Annotated in this window: 21 protein-coding genes; 18 read left to right on the top strand and 3 right to left on the bottom strand. The window is 62.6% G+C overall.

The window, feature by feature from the left end; translation table 11 throughout:
- The 6 genes from ACTG4J_RS09910 to ACTG4J_RS09885 form a co-directional block, all read left to right on the top strand.
- Positions 1-307 (top strand): DUF1476 domain-containing protein (locus tag ACTG4J_RS09910; RefSeq protein ID WP_439139137.1); only part of this gene is annotated, 307 nt, incomplete at its 5' end.
- 164 nt (positions 308-471) lie between these two features.
- Complete coding sequence (bmt, locus tag ACTG4J_RS09905) at positions 472-1488, top strand: betaine--homocysteine S-methyltransferase (protein ID WP_439139135.1); 1017 nt, start codon at positions 472-474, stop codon at positions 1486-1488.
- 144 nt (positions 1489-1632) lie between these two features.
- Positions 1633-2340 (top strand): corrinoid protein, encoded by a 708-nt coding sequence (locus ACTG4J_RS09900; RefSeq protein ID WP_439139133.1) that lies wholly within the window; start codon positions 1633-1635, stop codon positions 2338-2340.
- Between the two features lie 71 nt (positions 2341-2411).
- Positions 2412-2834, top strand: a complete 423-nt coding sequence (locus ACTG4J_RS09895; RefSeq protein WP_439139131.1) for a GNAT family N-acetyltransferase — start codon at positions 2412-2414, stop codon at positions 2832-2834.
- Between the two features lie 76 nt (positions 2835-2910).
- The gene (locus ACTG4J_RS09890) at positions 2911-3798 is read left to right on the top strand and encodes an EamA family transporter (RefSeq protein ID WP_439139129.1); all 888 of its coding nucleotides are present in this window, start codon (positions 2911-2913) and stop codon (positions 3796-3798) included.
- Between the two features lie 7 nt (positions 3799-3805).
- Positions 3806-4435, top strand: a complete 630-nt coding sequence (locus tag ACTG4J_RS09885) for a DUF1638 domain-containing protein (protein WP_439139127.1) — start codon at positions 3806-3808, stop codon at positions 4433-4435.
- A 30-nt stretch (positions 4436-4465) separates the two neighbouring features.
- On the opposite strand, the gene ACTG4J_RS09880 is transcribed toward ACTG4J_RS09885, so the two are convergent.
- Positions 4466-4894 carry a SufE family protein gene (locus ACTG4J_RS09880; protein WP_439139125.1) on the bottom strand — a complete coding sequence of 143 codons (429 nt, stop codon included), beginning with the start codon at positions 4892-4894 and terminating at the stop codon, positions 4466-4468.
- 130 nt (positions 4895-5024) lie between these two features.
- On the opposite strand from ACTG4J_RS09880, the gene ACTG4J_RS09875 reads away from it, so the two are divergent.
- Complete coding sequence (locus ACTG4J_RS09875; RefSeq protein ID WP_439139123.1) at positions 5025-5474, top strand: hypothetical protein; 450 nt, start codon at positions 5025-5027, stop codon at positions 5472-5474.
- Positions 5475-5490: 16 nt separating this feature from the next.
- Here ACTG4J_RS09875 and rnd read toward each other — a convergent pair whose 3' ends face one another.
- Both rnd and ACTG4J_RS09865 read right to left on the bottom strand, forming a co-directional pair.
- Positions 5491-6651: a ribonuclease D gene (rnd, locus tag ACTG4J_RS09870; protein ID WP_439139121.1), complete on the bottom strand. Its 1161-nt coding sequence runs from the start codon at positions 6649-6651 to the stop codon at positions 5491-5493.
- 152 nt (positions 6652-6803) lie between these two features.
- On the bottom strand, positions 6804-7232 hold the full coding sequence (locus ACTG4J_RS09865) for a DUF2267 domain-containing protein (protein WP_439139119.1): 429 nt from the start codon (positions 7230-7232) through the stop codon (positions 6804-6806).
- Between the two features lie 236 nt (positions 7233-7468).
- On the opposite strand from ACTG4J_RS09865, the gene gap (ACTG4J_RS09860) reads away from it, so the two are divergent.
- From gap (ACTG4J_RS09860) to ACTG4J_RS09810, 11 genes are all read left to right on the top strand, one after another.
- The gene (gap, locus tag ACTG4J_RS09860) at positions 7469-8473 is read left to right on the top strand and encodes a type I glyceraldehyde-3-phosphate dehydrogenase (protein WP_439139117.1); all 1005 of its coding nucleotides are present in this window, start codon (positions 7469-7471) and stop codon (positions 8471-8473) included.
- A gap of 217 nt (positions 8474-8690) precedes the next feature.
- A complete protein-coding gene (locus tag ACTG4J_RS09855) occupies positions 8691-8948 on the top strand; it encodes a PepSY domain-containing protein (protein WP_439139115.1) in 258 nt (85 codons plus the stop codon).
- A 71-nt stretch (positions 8949-9019) separates the two neighbouring features.
- A complete protein-coding gene (locus tag ACTG4J_RS09850) occupies positions 9020-9559 on the top strand; it encodes a cytochrome b/b6 domain-containing protein (RefSeq protein ID WP_439139114.1) in 540 nt (179 codons plus the stop codon).
- Complete coding sequence (locus tag ACTG4J_RS09845) at positions 9556-10074, top strand: helix-turn-helix transcriptional regulator (protein WP_439139112.1); 519 nt, start codon at positions 9556-9558, stop codon at positions 10072-10074. The genes ACTG4J_RS09850 and ACTG4J_RS09845 overlap by 4 nt, the downstream gene beginning before the upstream one ends.
- Before the next feature lie 58 nt (positions 10075-10132).
- Complete coding sequence (locus tag ACTG4J_RS09840) at positions 10133-10276, top strand: hypothetical protein (RefSeq protein ID WP_439139110.1); 144 nt, start codon at positions 10133-10135, stop codon at positions 10274-10276.
- A 118-nt stretch (positions 10277-10394) separates the two neighbouring features.
- Positions 10395-11399 (top strand): type I glyceraldehyde-3-phosphate dehydrogenase, encoded by a 1005-nt coding sequence (gap, locus tag ACTG4J_RS09835; RefSeq protein WP_439139108.1) that lies wholly within the window; start codon positions 10395-10397, stop codon positions 11397-11399.
- A gap of 184 nt (positions 11400-11583) precedes the next feature.
- Positions 11584-12768, top strand: coding sequence for a phosphoglycerate kinase (locus ACTG4J_RS09830; RefSeq protein ID WP_439139107.1), 1185 nt, complete (start codon positions 11584-11586; stop codon positions 12766-12768).
- Between the two features lie 85 nt (positions 12769-12853).
- Positions 12854-13744: a fructose bisphosphate aldolase gene (locus tag ACTG4J_RS09825; protein WP_439139105.1), complete on the top strand. Its 891-nt coding sequence runs from the start codon at positions 12854-12856 to the stop codon at positions 13742-13744.
- A gap of 125 nt (positions 13745-13869) precedes the next feature.
- Entirely contained in the window at positions 13870-14163 is a 294-nt protein-coding gene (locus ACTG4J_RS09820) for an FtsB family cell division protein (protein ID WP_439139104.1), read from the top strand.
- Between the two features lie 208 nt (positions 14164-14371).
- Positions 14372-15376, top strand: a complete 1005-nt coding sequence (gene pdhA / locus ACTG4J_RS09815) for a pyruvate dehydrogenase (acetyl-transferring) E1 component subunit alpha (protein ID WP_439139102.1) — start codon at positions 14372-14374, stop codon at positions 15374-15376.
- Positions 15377-15391: 15 nt separating this feature from the next.
- Positions 15392-15520: biotin/lipoyl-containing protein (locus ACTG4J_RS09810; RefSeq protein ID WP_439139139.1), on the top strand; the 129-nt coding region annotated here is incomplete at its 3' end.

The raw sequence follows: 15520 nt of genomic DNA, 5'->3' as shown, positions 1-15520 counted from the left end.
CTTTGACGACCGCGAAAACGCGTTCGAAAACAAATTCGCCCATGATCAAGAGATGCAGTTCCGCGCCGAGGCGCGCCGCAACAAGCTGATGGGCCTGTGGGTCGCGGACATCTTGGGCAAATCCGGCGACGAGGCCGATGCCTATGCCCGCGAGGTCATCAAATCCGATTTCGAGGAAGCGGGCCATGAGGATGTGATGCGCAAGCTGATCGCCGATCTGGGCGGTCGCGTCCCCGAGGCCGAATTGCGCGCGAAATACGACTCGCTCTTGGCGGTGGCCAAGGGCCAATTGATGACCGAACTCTAGCCGCGTCCAAGACCTGCGAACACACGGCCCTGTCGCAAGGCAGGGCCGTTTTGCGTTAGATCATGAAAACGATTCATGATTGTCATGTATATTTTGCGCCTTGTTCATATCGCGGTGCGGGTCCATGTGAGCCTCGCGCGCAGACCTGCCGATGGAGAGACCTGATGACCAACAAGCTGGCCGAGCTTTTGACCCAACGCGACTGGCTGATGGCCGATGGCGCGACGGGGACCACCTTGTTCAATATGGGGCTGTCCTCGGGCGATGCGCCGGAGTTGTGGAACGAAGAACACCCCGACCGGATCGCCACGCTTTATCGCGGCGCGGTCGAGGCGGGATCGGATATTTTCCTGACCAATTCCTTCGGCGGCACGCGCTCGCGCCTCAAGCTGCACAATGCGCAAGATCGCTGCTACGAACTCAACAAGCTGGCCGCCGAAATCGGGCGCGAGGTGGCCGATGCATCCGGGCGCACGGTGATCGTCGCAGGCTCGATGGGGCCGACGGGCGAGATCATGGCGCCCATGGGCACGCTCACCCATCAAGCCGCTGTCGAGATGTTCCACGAACAGGCTGAAGGGCTGCGCGATGGCGGGGCGGATGTGCTATGGGTGGAAACGATCAGCGCCGCCGAGGAATACGCCGCCGCCGCCGAAGGTTGCGCGCTGGCGGGCATGGATTGGTGCGGCACGATGAGTTTCGACACCGCCGGTCGCACGATGATGGGCCTGACCTCGGCGGGCATGGCCGAAATGGTCGAGAAACTGACCCATGCGCCGCTGGCCTTCGGGGCCAATTGCGGGGTGGGCGCGTCCGATTTGCTGCGCACGGTCTTGGGCTTCCGGGCTGCAGGCACTGAACGTCCTGTGATCGCCAAGGGCAATGCTGGCATCCCGAAGTATCACGAAGGCCATATCCATTATGATGGCACGCCCGAATTGATGGCCCATTACGCCGTGATGGCGCGCGATGCAGGGGCCACGATCATCGGCGGTTGCTGCGGGACCACGCCCGCGCATCTGCGCGCGATGCGTGAAGCGCTGGAAACCACACCGCGCGGCGCGGCGCCTAGCCTTGAGGCGATTACAGACGCGCTTGGCGGCTTTTCCTCGGGCTCGGATGGCACCGATGGCAACGCCCCCACCCGAGAGCGCACCAGCCGGAGGCGCGCACGCGACTGAACCAAGGCCAAAAGCGCGCGCCAAGGCCCGGGGCGTCGCCCCATGTCTGGGTGATGTCGCAATTCGACATTCTGACGCCACGATTTGCACTAGGACAAGAAGTTGACGCGCAATGCGCGGGGCAGTGCCACAGGAGACGCACCCATGTCCGATGACAGTGATGACATCATTCTTTCCGAGCTCGCCGATGACGAGCTGGTCAGCCAGATGTATGACGACCTCTATGATGGCCTGAAAGAAGAGATCGAAGAATCGGTCAATATCCTGCTCGAGCGCGGCTGGACGCCTTATGACATCCTGACCAAGGCCTTGGTCGGCGGCATGACCATCGTCGGCAACGATTTCCGCGACGGGATCTTGTTCGTCCCCGAAGTGCTGATGGCTGCCAACGCGATGAAGGGCGGCATGGCGATCCTGAAACCGCTCTTGGTGGAAACCGGCGCGCCGCGCATCGGCAAGATGGTGATCGGCACCGTCAAGGGCGACATCCACGATATCGGCAAGAACCTTGTCGGCATGATGATGGAGGGCGCGGGCTTCGAGGTGGTCGATCTCGGCATCAACAACGCGGTGGAGAACTATCTCAACGCGCTGGAGGCCGAAGGTGCCGATATCCTCGGCATGTCGGCGCTTTTGACCACCACCATGCCCTACATGAAAGTCGTGATCGACACGATGAAGGACAAGGGTATTCGCGACGACTACATCATTCTCGTGGGCGGTGCGCCGCTGAACGAGGAATTCGGACGCGCGATCGGGGCGGATGCCTATTGCCGAGATGCCGCCGTGGCGGTGGAAACGGCCAAGGAATTCGTCTTGCGGCGCCATAACCAAATGGCCGCGCGGGCCTGACGGCTCCATTCTCCCCCCGGCCTGAGGCGAAGCCACTGGGCCGGGGCGGTTTTACGCGCTAAGGGAGGCGCATGGCCGTCTCCGTTTTCATCGCACGCCGGATCGATGCGGGCCTATTCGCACAGGTCCATGAGGATGTGTTCGACGGGCCCGTTGATCCGCATCTGCTGGAACGCTTCCTGGCCTCCGATCACCTGCATATCGCCGTGGCCGTCGACCGCGACCAGATCGTGGGCATGTGTTCGGGTGTCATCCATCACCACCCCGACAAGCCCGATGGCTGGTGGATCAATGAGCTGAGTGTTGCAGGCCCGTGGCAACGGCAGGGAATCGGCACGCGGCTGGTGATGACTTGCATGGACCACGCCCGCCGGATGGGCTGCCGCGACATCTGGGTGATCGCCGACCCGACACAGGAGGCGGAGGGCTTTTGGAACAGCTTACGCTGGAGCCGCACGGGCGAGCGGCTTGCCATGTTTGAAAGCGATCTGTGATGTTGCCCCCCTTGCTTTGCGGCGCGATCCGGCGTCTTGATCTGCCTATGACCCGCCCGAGCCCGACAGACACCTGATGCCGCCCCGCGACCTCGCGCTTGTGGCGATCGTGATCCTTGCTTGGGGGTCGAATTTCACCGGCATGAAGCTGGCGCTCGAGCAATTGCCGCCGCTGTTGTTCGTGGGGCTGCGCTTTGCGATCTTGATCCCGCTTTTGTTCCTGTTTCCTCGCCCAGCAAGCTGGCCTGCGATCATCGCGGTGGGCGCGCTGATCAATATGGGGCAGTTCGCGTTTCTTTTCAGTGGCTTGAATGCGGGAACAAGTGCGGGGCTTGCCTCGCTCATCATCCAAAGCCAAGTGCCGATGACGATCATCATGGCATGGGCCTTTTTTGGCGAGCGCGTGACGCTGGTGCAGGGGTTGGGCATCGCGCTGGCGGTCTTGGGCCTTGGGCTGTTTGGCATGATATCGGGCGGCAACATCACGCTTTTGGGGCTGGGGCTGATCTTGTGCGGGGCGCTGTGTTGGGCGGTCGGCAATCTGGTGCTGCGCCGGCTGCCCGGTGTCGACATGCTGGCGCTGTTTCTGTGGGCCAGCGTTGTGCCGCCCCTGCCGATGCTGGGCCTGTCGGTCTTGGTGGAAACCGACGCGCCCTTGGCCGTGATCGCCGCGATGAACCTGCAGGGCTGGCTTGCCGTGATCTATGTGGCGCTGATCTCGACCGTGGTGGGTTACTCGATCTGGGGCACGCTGATGTCGCGCCACCGCGCCGCACAGGTCACGCCCTTTGCGCTGATGATCCCGTTGGTGGGCATGGGGACGGCGGCGATTATCTTGGGCGAACGCATCACATGGGCCGAGGCGTTGGCAGGGGCCGTGGTGCTGGCGGGGCTTGTGCTTGCCGCTCTCGGGCCGCGCCTTGTCGCGGCAAGGGCTTTGCGGCGCGGCCCACCTACGGCATAAACCATTCATGAACACCCTCGATGATCACACCCTGCTCGAGACCGGCCTCGCCCCGGAGGGGCGGGGGCGTGTTTTGTTGATCGGCTGCGGGGCGTTGGCGCGCGAAATCCTCGATATCAAGACCGCCAACGCCTGGGATCATCTCGATCTGCATTGCCTGCCCGCCATCCTGCACAACCACCCCGAGCGCATCCCCGAGGCGGTTATGGCCGCTGTGACAGCACGCCGGGCCGATTACGCCGAAATCTTCGTGCTTTACGCCGATTGCGGCACGGGCGGGCTGTTGCAGGCCACTTGCGACCGGCTGGGCATCGGCATGTTGGAGGGGCCGCATTGCTACAGCTTTTTCGAAGGCAACACGGTCTTTGCCGCCCGCGACGAGATGACGGCCTTCTACCTGACCGATTTTCTGGTGCGCCAATTCGATGCTTTCGTCACCCGCCCCTTGGGGCTGGACCGCTTTCCACAGCTGCGCGACATGTATTTCGGCAATTACACCAAGCTGGTCTATCAAGCCCAGACAGATGACCCTGAACTGACAGAAAAAGCAATGGCTTGCGCGGCATTCCTTAAGCTTGATTTCGAACGCCGCTTTACCGGCTATGGCGATCTCGAGGTGGCGATGCGCGGGCTTTGACGGCCCGGAAACCTGCCATTTTCAGCGCCTTCAGCCGCCCATCATCTCGGACGCGACGCTACGGATACGTTCGATCATCGCGCGCACCCCGTTTGATCGCTGCGCCGACAGGTGATCGTTCAGCCCCAGCCGCGCCAATTCCGCACCTGCATCCACGCCCAAGACATCCGCCACGGGCAGGCCATCGTAAAGCGCGTGCAACACCGCGATCAGCCCGCGCACGATCATCGCATCGCTATCACCTTGGAAATGAAACAGCGCATCCCGTCCCTGCCCCGCGATCTGCGGCATGATCCAAACTTGGCTGGCGCAGCCGTCGACCTTGGTGGCGGGCACCTTGAAGGCGTCGTCAAGCGGCGCCATGGCGCGTCCCAGATCGATGACATGGCGATAGCGCTCTTCCCAATCCTCGAGGAAGTCAAAGGTCTCGGCGATCTCTTCGAAGGCAGCACTTGCCATATCGGCGCTCTCCTGTGCGGTGATGCGTGCCCCCTGACCTAAGCAAGCCGCGCGCCGAGGTCCAGAGGCGGCTTTCCTTCGCATCCGTCCTGCGCTAGCACAAAGGGGTCACCGACCGACGGAGTGCCAGATGCTGCGCATGATCCTTGCCCTTGCCCTGATGACGAGCCTTGCGGCTTGCAGCACAAGGCTGAATCCGTTCAACTGGTTCGGCAATGACCGCGAAGAACGGGTGCGCGTCAGCGAAACAGTGACCGAAAACCCCCGCGATCGCCGCTTTTTGGTCAGCGAAGTCGTGGCCTTCGCGATCGATCCGACAGCGCAAGGCGTAATCTTGCGGGCCATCGGCCGCCCCCAAACCCAAGGTCATTGGGAGGCCGATCTGGTCGAGGTGGCCCGCGAGGACGGGGCCTTGGTCTACGAATTCCGCGTTTTTCCGCCGCCATCGCCCGCACCCGCAGGCACACCGCAATCGCGTGAAGTCATCACCGGGCTGGAATTGTCGAATTTCGCCTTGCGTGGCATCCGCACGATCACCGTGGTGGGCGCGGAGAACCGGCGGACCATCTCGCGCCGCTGACAGCTGATCGCGGCGCTCAGACCGAAACGATCTTGACCCGGTCACCTTTGGCCGACAAGGCGATCTCGCCGCGCACTAGGCGCAGCGCATCATTGCCGAAGACCTCGCGCCGCCAGCCTGTCGCCCAGATCCCGTTGTGATCGCCACAGGCGATATCGTCGAGATCGGCAGAGGATGCGATGAGCTTGGTGGCGACCCCTGCTTCCTCGGCCTTGGCCTTGAGCAAGACCCGCAACAAATCGGCCAGCGCGCTGTTGAGGTTCGACCGATCCCGTCCCTCGGGTATCTCGGGCTGACGTTCGGCGGGCATATCAAGCCCTGCCACAACCGCCGCGACCAGACCCTCGGCAATCTCGCCCTTGCGCGCATCGCGCAGCAAAAGGCGGGATTTCGACAGATCCGCCAAGCTGCGCGGCTTGGTCGAGGCCAGCTCGATCAGCGCGTCATCCTTGATCACGCGCGAGCGGGGGATGTTCTTTTGCTGCGCGTAACGCTCGCGGAAGGCGGCCAGTTCCTTGGCGATGGCCAAGGTGCGCCCCGAATTCGTGCGTAGCTTCAGCCTTTGCCATGCGGCTTCGGGATCGACGATATAGCTCGAGGCATCGGTGAGCTGCGCCAATTCCTCTTCCAGCCATTGGGTGCGCCCGGTGCGCGCCAATTCGGCCCTGAGATATTCGTAGATCTGGCGCAGATGGGTCACATCAGCCAGCGCATAGGTTTTTTGCGCGTCGCTCAAGGGGCGGCGCGACCAATCGGTAAACCGCGAGGATTTGTCGAGATTGGCCCGCGCGATCTTGCGCACCAAGGTCTCGTAGCCGACCTGATCGCCAAAGCCGCACACCATCGCTGCGACCTGCGTGTCAAACAGCGGGCTGGGCACAACGCCACCCTCGACATGAAAGATTTCAAGGTCTTGACGCGCGGCGTGAAAAACCTTGATCACATCGGGATTGCGAAACAGCGCATAAAGCGGGTCAAGCGATATGCCCTCGGCCAGCGGGTCGACCAAAACGGCCTGCGCGTCATCGACGCCCGGCAGCGCAAGCTGCACAAGGCACAGCTGTGCGAAATAGGTCCGCTCGCGCAGGAATTCGGTGTCGACGGTGACATAGGCTGCGCTTTCGGCCTTGGAGCAGAACGCCGCCAGCGCCTCGGTGGTTGTCAAGATCTCGGTCAATGCTGTGGTCTTTTTCGCCGCCCGCCATGGCACGGGCCGACCCCGCATAGGCGAGGTGCGCCGGAAAGAAAAGGGGCCGCGTTTCTGCCGCGCGCGCGGCAAGGCCGCGGCCTTGGTCACTTTCGGCCCGATCGGGCGGCGCGCGATACGTCTCAATCGGCGAAAAGCGCCCGGATATCGCGGGCCATTTGCCCACGCAGCTGCGCCATCTCGCCGGCCGAGAGGCGGGCATCGAGCACATCGAAGACCCCGCCGATGGCGCCCGAGATATCCTCGGGCGGCTCAGGTCCGAAGATCGCCACGACGCGCGCGATGAAATCATCCTTGTCGCGGATCGCGACAGGCATGCTCGAGGGGTTGTAGCCCTCGTAGAAGATGCCGCGCACGAAGATCGGCAATTGCGCCGACAGATGCGCGGCCGTGTCGGGGGTCAACTGGTCGCGCAGCGCGTGCAGCACTGCGCGCAACAGGCGATAGGCGCGCTGCTTGTTCACAAGCCCCACGCGGTAATCGACCTCGTTGATCCAGATATTGGCCTGTTGCACGGATTCGTCGATGATCTTCAGCCCAAGCGCGCTCATCTGCCTTGTTCCTTTCTGCCAGTGCGGTCATGTCGCGAGAATACGAAACCATGCAGGCAATCATCGCGCCTTGATCTTGATCACTGGCCCCGGATGGGCCTCGTGTTAGCGCAAACCCGCGATGTTGACGCTAACGGTTACGCTAACATGCAGAATTGCGGCGGTTTTTCCTTGGCCAACCCGGCATGCTTGGGTATGCGAAGCCAAGACTGGCGCGACAGCTCATGAGGCTTGGCATGACGATCACCCTTGGCATCAACGGTTTCGGACGGATCGGGCGTTGCACGCTGGCCCATATCACGGAAGCCGCACGTAACGATGTGCAGGTGGTCAAGATCAACGCCACCGGCCCGATCGAGACCAACGCCCATCTCTTGCGTTACGACAGCGTGCATGGCCGCTTTCCGGGCGAAGTGCGCGTGCAGGGCGACACGATGGATCTGGGCCGCGGGCCGATGAAGGTGTTCTCGACCTACGACCCGGCCGAGCTGGATTGGGAAGGCTGCGATGTGGTGCTGGAATGCACCGGCAACTTCAACAACCGTGACGCCGCCGCCATCCATCTGACACGCGGCGCCAAGCGTGTGCTGGTCTCGGCACCTGCCAAGAATGCCGACAAGACCATCGTCTATGGCGTCAACCACCGCGAATTGCTGGCCGAGCATCATGTCGTGTCGAACGGGTCTTGCACCACCAATTGCCTTGCCCCCATCGCCAAGGTGCTGAACGACGCCATCGGCATCGAGCGTGGCATCATGACGACGATCCATAGCTATACGGGCGATCAGCCCACGCTGGACCGCCGCCACAAGGATCTCTACCGCGCACGCGCCGCCGCCATGGCGATGATCCCCACCTCGACCGGGGCCGCCAAGGCACTGAAAGAGGTGCTGCCCGAGCTTGAGGGCCGGCTGGACGGCACATCACTGCGCGTGCCCACGCCCAACGTCTCTTGTGTCGATCTGACCTTCGAGGCGGGCCGCAGCGTCACCGTAAATGATGTAAACGAGATCATGCGCGAAGCCGCAGAGGGTCATATGCGCAGCGTCTTGTCCTATGATGTCGAGCCCAAGGTCTCGATCGATTTCAACCACACCACTTATTCGGCTATTTTCGCCCCCGACCAGACCAAGGTAGTGGGCGGGCGCACCGTGCGCATTTTGGCATGGTACGACAATGAATGGGGTTTCTCGGCGCGCATGGCCGATGTCTCGGCGGCGATGGGGCGCTTGCTGCACTAACCGATACCGCCCGCGACAACCCGGCCCGCGCCCTGCCCGATCCGCAGCGCGCGGGTTTTGTTTTGTGCGCGTCCCAACCGCAGTTGTAGATGCCTGAACCCCGGCATGGCCGGGCCGATCTGCAACCCCGGTTCAATGGGCAAAGGGCATTCCGGGGCGCATCTCGCATGGCACGAGGCGCAGGTATCCCGCCGCGCCGCATGACCCGGAGATCGACATGATGAAACGCATCCTTCCCGCCATCCTTGCCCTGTCCCTTGCCCTGCCCGGCGTGGCGATGGCCTCGTCCGACGCCGAGGTGCCGGCCGAGACCCAAGCGGCCATCCGCACCATGCTGGAGGCGCAAGGCTACGAGGTGCGCCAGATCCAGACCGAGGATGGCCTGTTCGAGGCCTATGCCATCAAGGACGGCAAGCGTTACGAGATCTACATCAACACACAGATGGAAATCGTGAACAGCAAGCTGGACGATTGAGCCGCCATCACAGCGCGTGCGCGGGCCTTGGGCCGCGCATGCGCCACCCCATTTTGCCGGAGACCATGATCATGACCCGTCACCCTGTCTGGGATCCCCTCGTGCGGATCTTTCATTGGGCCCTTGTTCTGGGCTTTGCCGCCAATGCGCTGTTCACCGACCCCGAAAGCAATCTGCATGAATGGGTGGGCTACGCGATCGTGGGCCTTGTGGGTTTGCGCCTTGTCTGGGGGCTGATCGGTAGCCGCCACGCCCGCTTCGCCGATTTCATCCCTACCCCCGCCACCGTCATGGGCCAGTTGCAGGACATGGCCACAGGCCGAAAGCGCATGCATCTGGGCCATACGCCGCTGGGCGCGCTGATGATTTTCAACCTGTTGCTCACGCTGCTGGCGATCGGGGCGACGGGCTACATGATGACCACCAACGCCTATTGGGGCGTGGCATGGGTGGAAGAGGCGCATGAGGTTCTGGTCGGCTGGGCCGAAATCTCGGTCGTCGCGCATATCGTGGCCGTGATCTTTGAAAGCTGGCGGACAGGCGTGAATTTGCCGCGCGCCATGGTATCGGGTATCAAGACCGTGCCAGACGATACGGGACTTTCGACATGATCAGGCAGATCACAAGCAACCCTTGGCCGCTGGCCGGTCTTATCCTCGCGCAGGCGGCCTGCGCGGGGTTTTTCGTGTGGGATGTGATTCTCGATAGCGGGGAATTAACGGGACTGTTCCCGATCAATGTGCATTTCGTGATCGAAGCGGGGGCGGTGCTGGGCCTGATCGCGGGCATCGCGGTCGAGATACGGGTGCTGTTGCGGCTTTTGGCGCGCAAAGCGCATCTTGAGCGGCAGGTCACGATGGCGCAAAGCGCCCTACACGATGTGATCGAGGCGCATTTCGAGGCTTGGGGCCTGACCGCGGCCGAGGCCGATGTCGCATGGTTCACGGTCAAAGGGCTGTCGATCGCCGAAATCTCGCAAATGCGCGGCTCGGCCGAAGGCACGGTCAAAAGCCATCTGAACGCCATCTACCGCAAGGCCGATGTCACCAATCGCGGCGCGCTTTTGGCGCTTTTGATCGACGATTTGATGGACGGCACGCGGCCCGAGGCACCAGCGGCCGCCTGACCCCCTTTTTTCCGAACCCTGCGCATGGCATGCTGTGGCAAGCGTAATGAGGGATGCGATGAGCAACGGGTTGGCGATCTTTCTGGCGATCTGCATCGCGGTATTCTTGACCTTTGATGCCACCGTGTTCGACTGGGACTTGTCGCTGTCGCTGGCGCGGCGCTTCGTCGGTCTGCTCAACTGGATCGCCTTTTGGCGCTAGCCCCTTTTCTTTCTTCGCGGTCTTGGCTAAAAGGTGAATGTTAGCGGTAACATTTCAACCTGTGCTGGCCATTCTCGGCATTGCCGCCCGGCCGCAGACACATACGGGAGAGCGCGTCATGACCGTGAAGGTCGCCATCAACGGGTTCGGACGGATCGGGCGCAACGTGCTGCGCGCCATCATCGAGCAAGGTCGCACGGATATCGCGGTGGTCGCGATCAACGATCTGGGCCCGGTCGAGACAAACGCCCATCTCCTGCGCTTTGACAGCGTTCATGGACGCTTTCCCGCCACGGTAACAACCACGACACATTCCATCGACGTAGGTCGCGGCCCGATCGCGGTGACAGCGATCCGCAACCCCGCCGAGCTGCCTTGGGGCGATATTGATATCGTGCTGGAATGCACGGGTATCTTCACCGACCGCGACCGCGCTGCGATCCATCTTGAGAACGGCGCCAAGCGGGTGCTGGTCTCGGCCCCCTCCAAGGGTGCGGACAAGACCATCGTCTATGGCGTGAACCACAAGACATTGACGCGCGACGATGTGATCGTCTCGAACGCGTCCTGCACCACCAATTGCTTGGCCCCGGTGGCCCATGCGCTGCATCAGGCCATCGGCATCACGCGCGGCTTCATGACCACGATCCACAGCTACACAGGCGATCAGCCCACGCTCGACACCATGCACAGCGACCTCTATCGCGCGCGGGCAGCGGCGCTCAGCATGATCCCCACCTCGACGGGCGCGGCAAAAGCGGTGGGCCTTGTGCTGCCCGAGCTGGCGGGCAAGCTTGACGGGGTCGCGATCCGCGTGCCCACCCCCAACGTCTCGGTCGTCGATCTGACATTCGAGGCCGCGCGCGCCACCACCGCCGATGAGATCAACGCAGCCATCCGCTCAGCCGCCACCAGCGGACCGCTCAAGGGCATTCTTGGCATCACGGACGACAAGCTGGTCAGTCAGGATTTCAACCATGATCCCCATTCCTCGATCTTCGCGACAGATCAGACCAAGGTCATGGACGGCAATCTTTGCCGGATCTTGAGTTGGTATGACAATGAATGGGGCTTTTCCAACCGCATGGCCGACACGGCGGTGGAAATGGGCAAGCACCTGTAACCGGCGGCGCAGACGGGATCTGCGTATTTAGGGGAAAGATGAAGGGCAATTTGATGAAAATTGTCCACTCTGGCGCGCGCGTCTTCACCTTTCTCCAAATACGCATCGCGGGCGCGGCAAAGTCACTGGCATGTCGCTTGTGCCATGCTATGACCGCCGCGCAGATTGAGTGACGGAGGCTGCGATGGGCTGGAAAACCCTTGATGAGATGGATCTGGCCGGCAAGACCGTGCTGACGCGGGTCGATATCAACGTGCCGGTCCAAGAGGGCCGCGTCACCGACGACACCCGCATCCAACGCATCGTGCCGACGATCCGCGATATCCTTGCCAAGGGCGGCAAGCCCGTGCTGATGGCCCATTTCGGTCGCCCAAAGGGCAAGCCCGTGCCCGAGATGTCGCTGCGCGTGACGCTGCCCGCGCTCGAGGGAGCCTTGGGCCGCCCCGTCACCTTCATCGAGACACCCAGCCGCGCGGCCTTGGACGCCCTGCCCGCCGATGCGGTGGTCTTGGTCGAAAACACCCGCTTCACCCCGATGGAGGAAGCCAACGACCCCAAAATGGCAGCCTTTCTGGCCGGGCTGGGAGATGTCTATTGCAACGATGCGTTTTCGGCCGCGCACCGCGCCCATGCCTCGACCGAAGGGGTGGCGCGGCTGTTGCCCTCTTGCGCCGGGCGTTTGATGGCGGCCGAACTTGCCGCACTCGAAGCGGCCTTGGGCCGCCCCGCACGCCCGGTCGTCGCCGTGGTGGGTGGGGCCAAGATCTCGACCAAGCTCGACCTGCTGGCCAACCTGACGCGCAAGGTCGACATGCTGATCATCGGCGGCGGCATGGCCAATACCTTCCTTGCCGCGCAGGGCCACGCGGTCGGCAAATCGCTGTGCGAGCATGATCTGGCCGACACGGCCCGCGCGATCATGGCGGGCGCGCTTGATGCGGGCTGCGAGATCATCTTGCCCAGCGACGTGGTGGTGGCCGAGGCTTTCGCCGCCCATGCGCCCCATCAGGTGATGGGGATCGCGGCTGTGCCGGCGGATGGCATGATCCTTGATGCCGGCCCCCAAACCCTTGCGCGGATCGCCGCTGCCTTTGCGCAGGCCAAGACGCTGATCTGGAATGGCCCCTTGGGTGCCTTCGAGATCACGCCTTTCGATGCCGCCACTGTCGCCGCGGCGCGGGAAGCCGCGCGCTTGACCCGTGAAGGCGCGCTGATCTCGGTCGCAGGCGGGGGCGATACGGTCGCGGCCCTCAACCATGCGGGCGTGGCCGATGATTTCACCTATGTCTCGACCGCGGGTGGCGCCTTCCTCGAATGGATGGAGGGCAAGACCCTGCCCGGCGTCGCGGCATTGCATCAGGCCGATTGAGCGACTGTTTGCGCCACCATGATGGACAGCCGCGCGGGGCTTTGGCATGGAGTGGGCAATGACGAACGCCATAAGGAGTGCGCCGATGTCCCGTGATGCCATGACCCGCCAGATGCAGACCGGACAAGGGTTCATTGCCGCGCTCGACCAATCGGGCGGCTCTACCCCCAAGGCGCTGCGCCTTTATGGTATCGCCGAGGATGCCTATGGCTCCGAGGCCGAGATGTTCGACCTGATCCATGCCATGCGCGCGCGCATCGCGACAGCTCCCGGCTTTACCGGCGACAAGGTCATCGGCGCGATCTTGTTCGAGATGACGATGGACCGCGAGATCGCGGACAAACCCGCCGCCCGCTATCTGTGGGAGGAAAAGCGGGTTGTCCCCTTCCTCAAGATCGACAAGGGGCTGGAGGCGGCCGCCAATGGCGTCCAGATGCTCAAGCCTATCCCCGGTCTCGACACGCTGCTCGACCGTGCCGTGGCGCAGGGGATTTTCGGCACCAAGGAACGTTCTGTCATTCTCGGGGCCGATGCGGGCGGGATCGGCGCCATCGTGGACCAACAGATCGATCTGGGCCTGAAGGTCTTGGCCAAGGGGCTGATCCCGATCTTGGAACCGGAGGTCGATATCAACGCCCCCGACAAAGCCGCGGCCGAAGAGATGTTGCTGGCCGCATTGCTGGCCGGGCTCGACGGCGTGCCCGATGGCCAGCAGGTCATGCTCAAGCTGACGATCCCCGACCAGCCCGGCCATTATGCGCCGCTGACAGCACATCCCAAGGTGATGCGCGTGGTTGCCCTGTCGGGGGGCTATAGCCGCGATGACGCCTGTGCGCGCCTTGCCGCCAATCCCGGCATGATCGCCAGCTTCTCGCGCGCCCTGACCGAAGGCCTGTCTGCCGATCAAAGCGATGCGGCCTTCAACGCGGCACTTGGGCAGGCGATCGACGCGATCCACGCGGCATCGGTCTGCTGAACGCACAAACGGAGTCAAAAAACGAATCATTTTCGTGAAAGGGGGATTCCCTTTCGCGAATCATTGTGCGATTCTCAGCAGGACGCGTCGAGACAGGCGCGCGAACAAGGCAGAGCAGCAGGGCAATGACACGCACGAAATCTCTTGGTGGTTTGATCCTGCCTGTCGTGTTGCTGTTCATCGCGGCGCATTTCACCTTTACCGCCGTCCAAGGTGATTACGGGCTTTTCCAACGGGTGCAGATCGAAGCGGAAGCCGCACGGCTCGAGGCGCAGCTGGCCGCGCTCAGCCAAGATGTCGCGCGGATCGAGCTTTTGACGCGGCGCTTGTCGGATGGCTTCCTCGATCTCGACCTGCTCGACCAGCAATTGCGCGATGTCTTGGGCTATGTCCGCGCCGACGAGATCGTCCTGCCCTGATCGGGGCCTGATCGGACCTGTCGCGCGCGCCTTTCACCTTTCCAAAAATACGCAAATCCCGCCCCAACGACCCATGCGCAGGCGCTTGGAAGCATTGCGCCTGGCGCAACCCCCTGCGTCAGGATTGCCGGGTGCAATCAGCGGTTGCCTGTGCTAGTCAAATGTTTAACGTTAAACTATCTTTGCGATCCGGGGGAGGATGACCCGCATGCCACCACGCAAAACCGCGGCAAAAACCGAGGCGGCGACGCCGAATATTTCGGCAGAAGAGCTCAAGCGCTATTATCGCGACATGCTTTTGATCCGCCGCTTCGAAGAAAAGGCGGGCCAGCTATACGGCATGGGCCTGATCGGCGGGTTCTGTCACCTTTATATCGGGCAAGAGGCCGTCGTCGTTGGCCTCGAGGCTGCGGCCTCCGAGGGGGACAAGCGCGTCACCTCCTACCGCGACCACGGGCATATGCTGGCCTGTGGCATGGACCCCAAGGGCGTGATGGCCGAGCTTACGGGCCGCATCGGGGGCTATTCCAAGGGCAAGGGCGGCTCGATGCACATGTTCTCCAAGGAAAAGCATTTCTATGGCGGGCATGGGATCGTGGGCGCGCAGGTGCCGATCGGTGCGGGACTGGCCTTCGCCGACAAGTATCTGGGCAATGACCGCGTCACCTTCACCTATTTCGGCGATGGCGCAGCCAACCAGGGCCAAGTCTACGAGACCTACAACATGGCCCAGCTTTGGGATCTGCCGGTCATCTTCGTGATCGAGAACAACCATTATGCCATGGGCACCTCCGTCACCCGCGCCACGAAATCGCCCGCGCTGTGGAAGCGCGGCGAGGCTTACGGCATCGCCGGCGAAGAGGTGAACGGCATGGATGTGCTGGCCGTCAAGGATGCAGGCGCGCGCGCTGTCGCACACTGCCGCGCAGGCAAGGGGCCCTATATCCTCGAGGTGATGACCTATCGCTATCGCGGCCACTCCATGTCGGACCCGGCGAAATACCGCACCCGCGAAGAGGTGCAGGAGATGCGCGAAAAGCGCGACGCCATCGAACAGGTGCGCCAGATGTTGCTGACGGGCGGCCATGCCTCCGATGACGATCTGAAAAAGATCGACAAGGAGATCAAGGATATCGTCAACGAAGCCGCCGAATTCTCCAAGGAAAGCCCCGAGCCGCCGCTCGAGGACCTTTGGACAGACATCTACGCCTGAGAGGACGATACCGATATGGCAACCGAAATTCTGATGCCCGCCCTCTCCCCCACGATGGAAGAAGGCACGCTGGCCAAATGGCTGGTGAAAGAAGGCGATAGCGTCAAATCCGGCGACATCATCGCCGAGATCGAAACCGACAAG

The organism is Roseicyclus sp. (assembly GCF_965662675.1).
Lineage (GTDB): Bacteria > Pseudomonadota > Alphaproteobacteria > Rhodobacterales > Rhodobacteraceae > Roseicyclus.
This window is presented reverse-complemented; position numbering and strand designations above follow the sequence as displayed.

Bases quoted from the DNA above. Each gene is read 5' to 3' on its own strand.
- bmt (WP_439139135.1), top strand. From the start codon at position 472: ATGACCAACAAGCTGGCCGAGCTTTTGACCCAACGCGACTGGCTGATG.
- ACTG4J_RS09900 (WP_439139133.1), top strand. From the start codon at position 1,633: ATGTCCGATGACAGTGATGACATCATTCTTTCCGAGCTCGCCGATGAC.
- ACTG4J_RS09895 (WP_439139131.1), top strand. From the start codon at position 2,412: ATGGCCGTCTCCGTTTTCATCGCACGCCGGATCGATGCGGGCCTATTC.
- ACTG4J_RS09890 (WP_439139129.1), top strand. From the start codon at position 2,911: ATGCCGCCCCGCGACCTCGCGCTTGTGGCGATCGTGATCCTTGCTTGG.
- ACTG4J_RS09885 (WP_439139127.1), top strand. From the start codon at position 3,806: ATGAACACCCTCGATGATCACACCCTGCTCGAGACCGGCCTCGCCCCG.
- ACTG4J_RS09880 (WP_439139125.1), bottom strand. From the start codon at position 4,894: ATGGCAAGTGCTGCCTTCGAAGAGATCGCCGAGACCTTTGACTTCCTC.
- ACTG4J_RS09875 (WP_439139123.1), top strand. From the start codon at position 5,025: ATGCTGCGCATGATCCTTGCCCTTGCCCTGATGACGAGCCTTGCGGCT.
- ACTG4J_RS09865 (WP_439139119.1), bottom strand. From the start codon at position 7,232: ATGAGCGCGCTTGGGCTGAAGATCATCGACGAATCCGTGCAACAGGCC.
- gap (WP_439139117.1), top strand. From the start codon at position 7,469: ATGACGATCACCCTTGGCATCAACGGTTTCGGACGGATCGGGCGTTGC.
- ACTG4J_RS09855 (WP_439139115.1), top strand. From the start codon at position 8,691: ATGATGAAACGCATCCTTCCCGCCATCCTTGCCCTGTCCCTTGCCCTG.
- ACTG4J_RS09850 (WP_439139114.1), top strand. From the start codon at position 9,020: ATGACCCGTCACCCTGTCTGGGATCCCCTCGTGCGGATCTTTCATTGG.
- ACTG4J_RS09845 (WP_439139112.1), top strand. From the start codon at position 9,556: ATGATCAGGCAGATCACAAGCAACCCTTGGCCGCTGGCCGGTCTTATC.
- ACTG4J_RS09840 (WP_439139110.1), top strand. From the start codon at position 10,133: ATGAGCAACGGGTTGGCGATCTTTCTGGCGATCTGCATCGCGGTATTC.
- gap (WP_439139108.1), top strand. From the start codon at position 10,395: ATGACCGTGAAGGTCGCCATCAACGGGTTCGGACGGATCGGGCGCAAC.
- ACTG4J_RS09830 (WP_439139107.1), top strand. From the start codon at position 11,584: ATGGGCTGGAAAACCCTTGATGAGATGGATCTGGCCGGCAAGACCGTG.
- ACTG4J_RS09825 (WP_439139105.1), top strand. From the start codon at position 12,854: ATGTCCCGTGATGCCATGACCCGCCAGATGCAGACCGGACAAGGGTTC.
- ACTG4J_RS09820 (WP_439139104.1), top strand. From the start codon at position 13,870: ATGACACGCACGAAATCTCTTGGTGGTTTGATCCTGCCTGTCGTGTTG.
- pdhA (WP_439139102.1), top strand. From the start codon at position 14,372: ATGCCACCACGCAAAACCGCGGCAAAAACCGAGGCGGCGACGCCGAAT.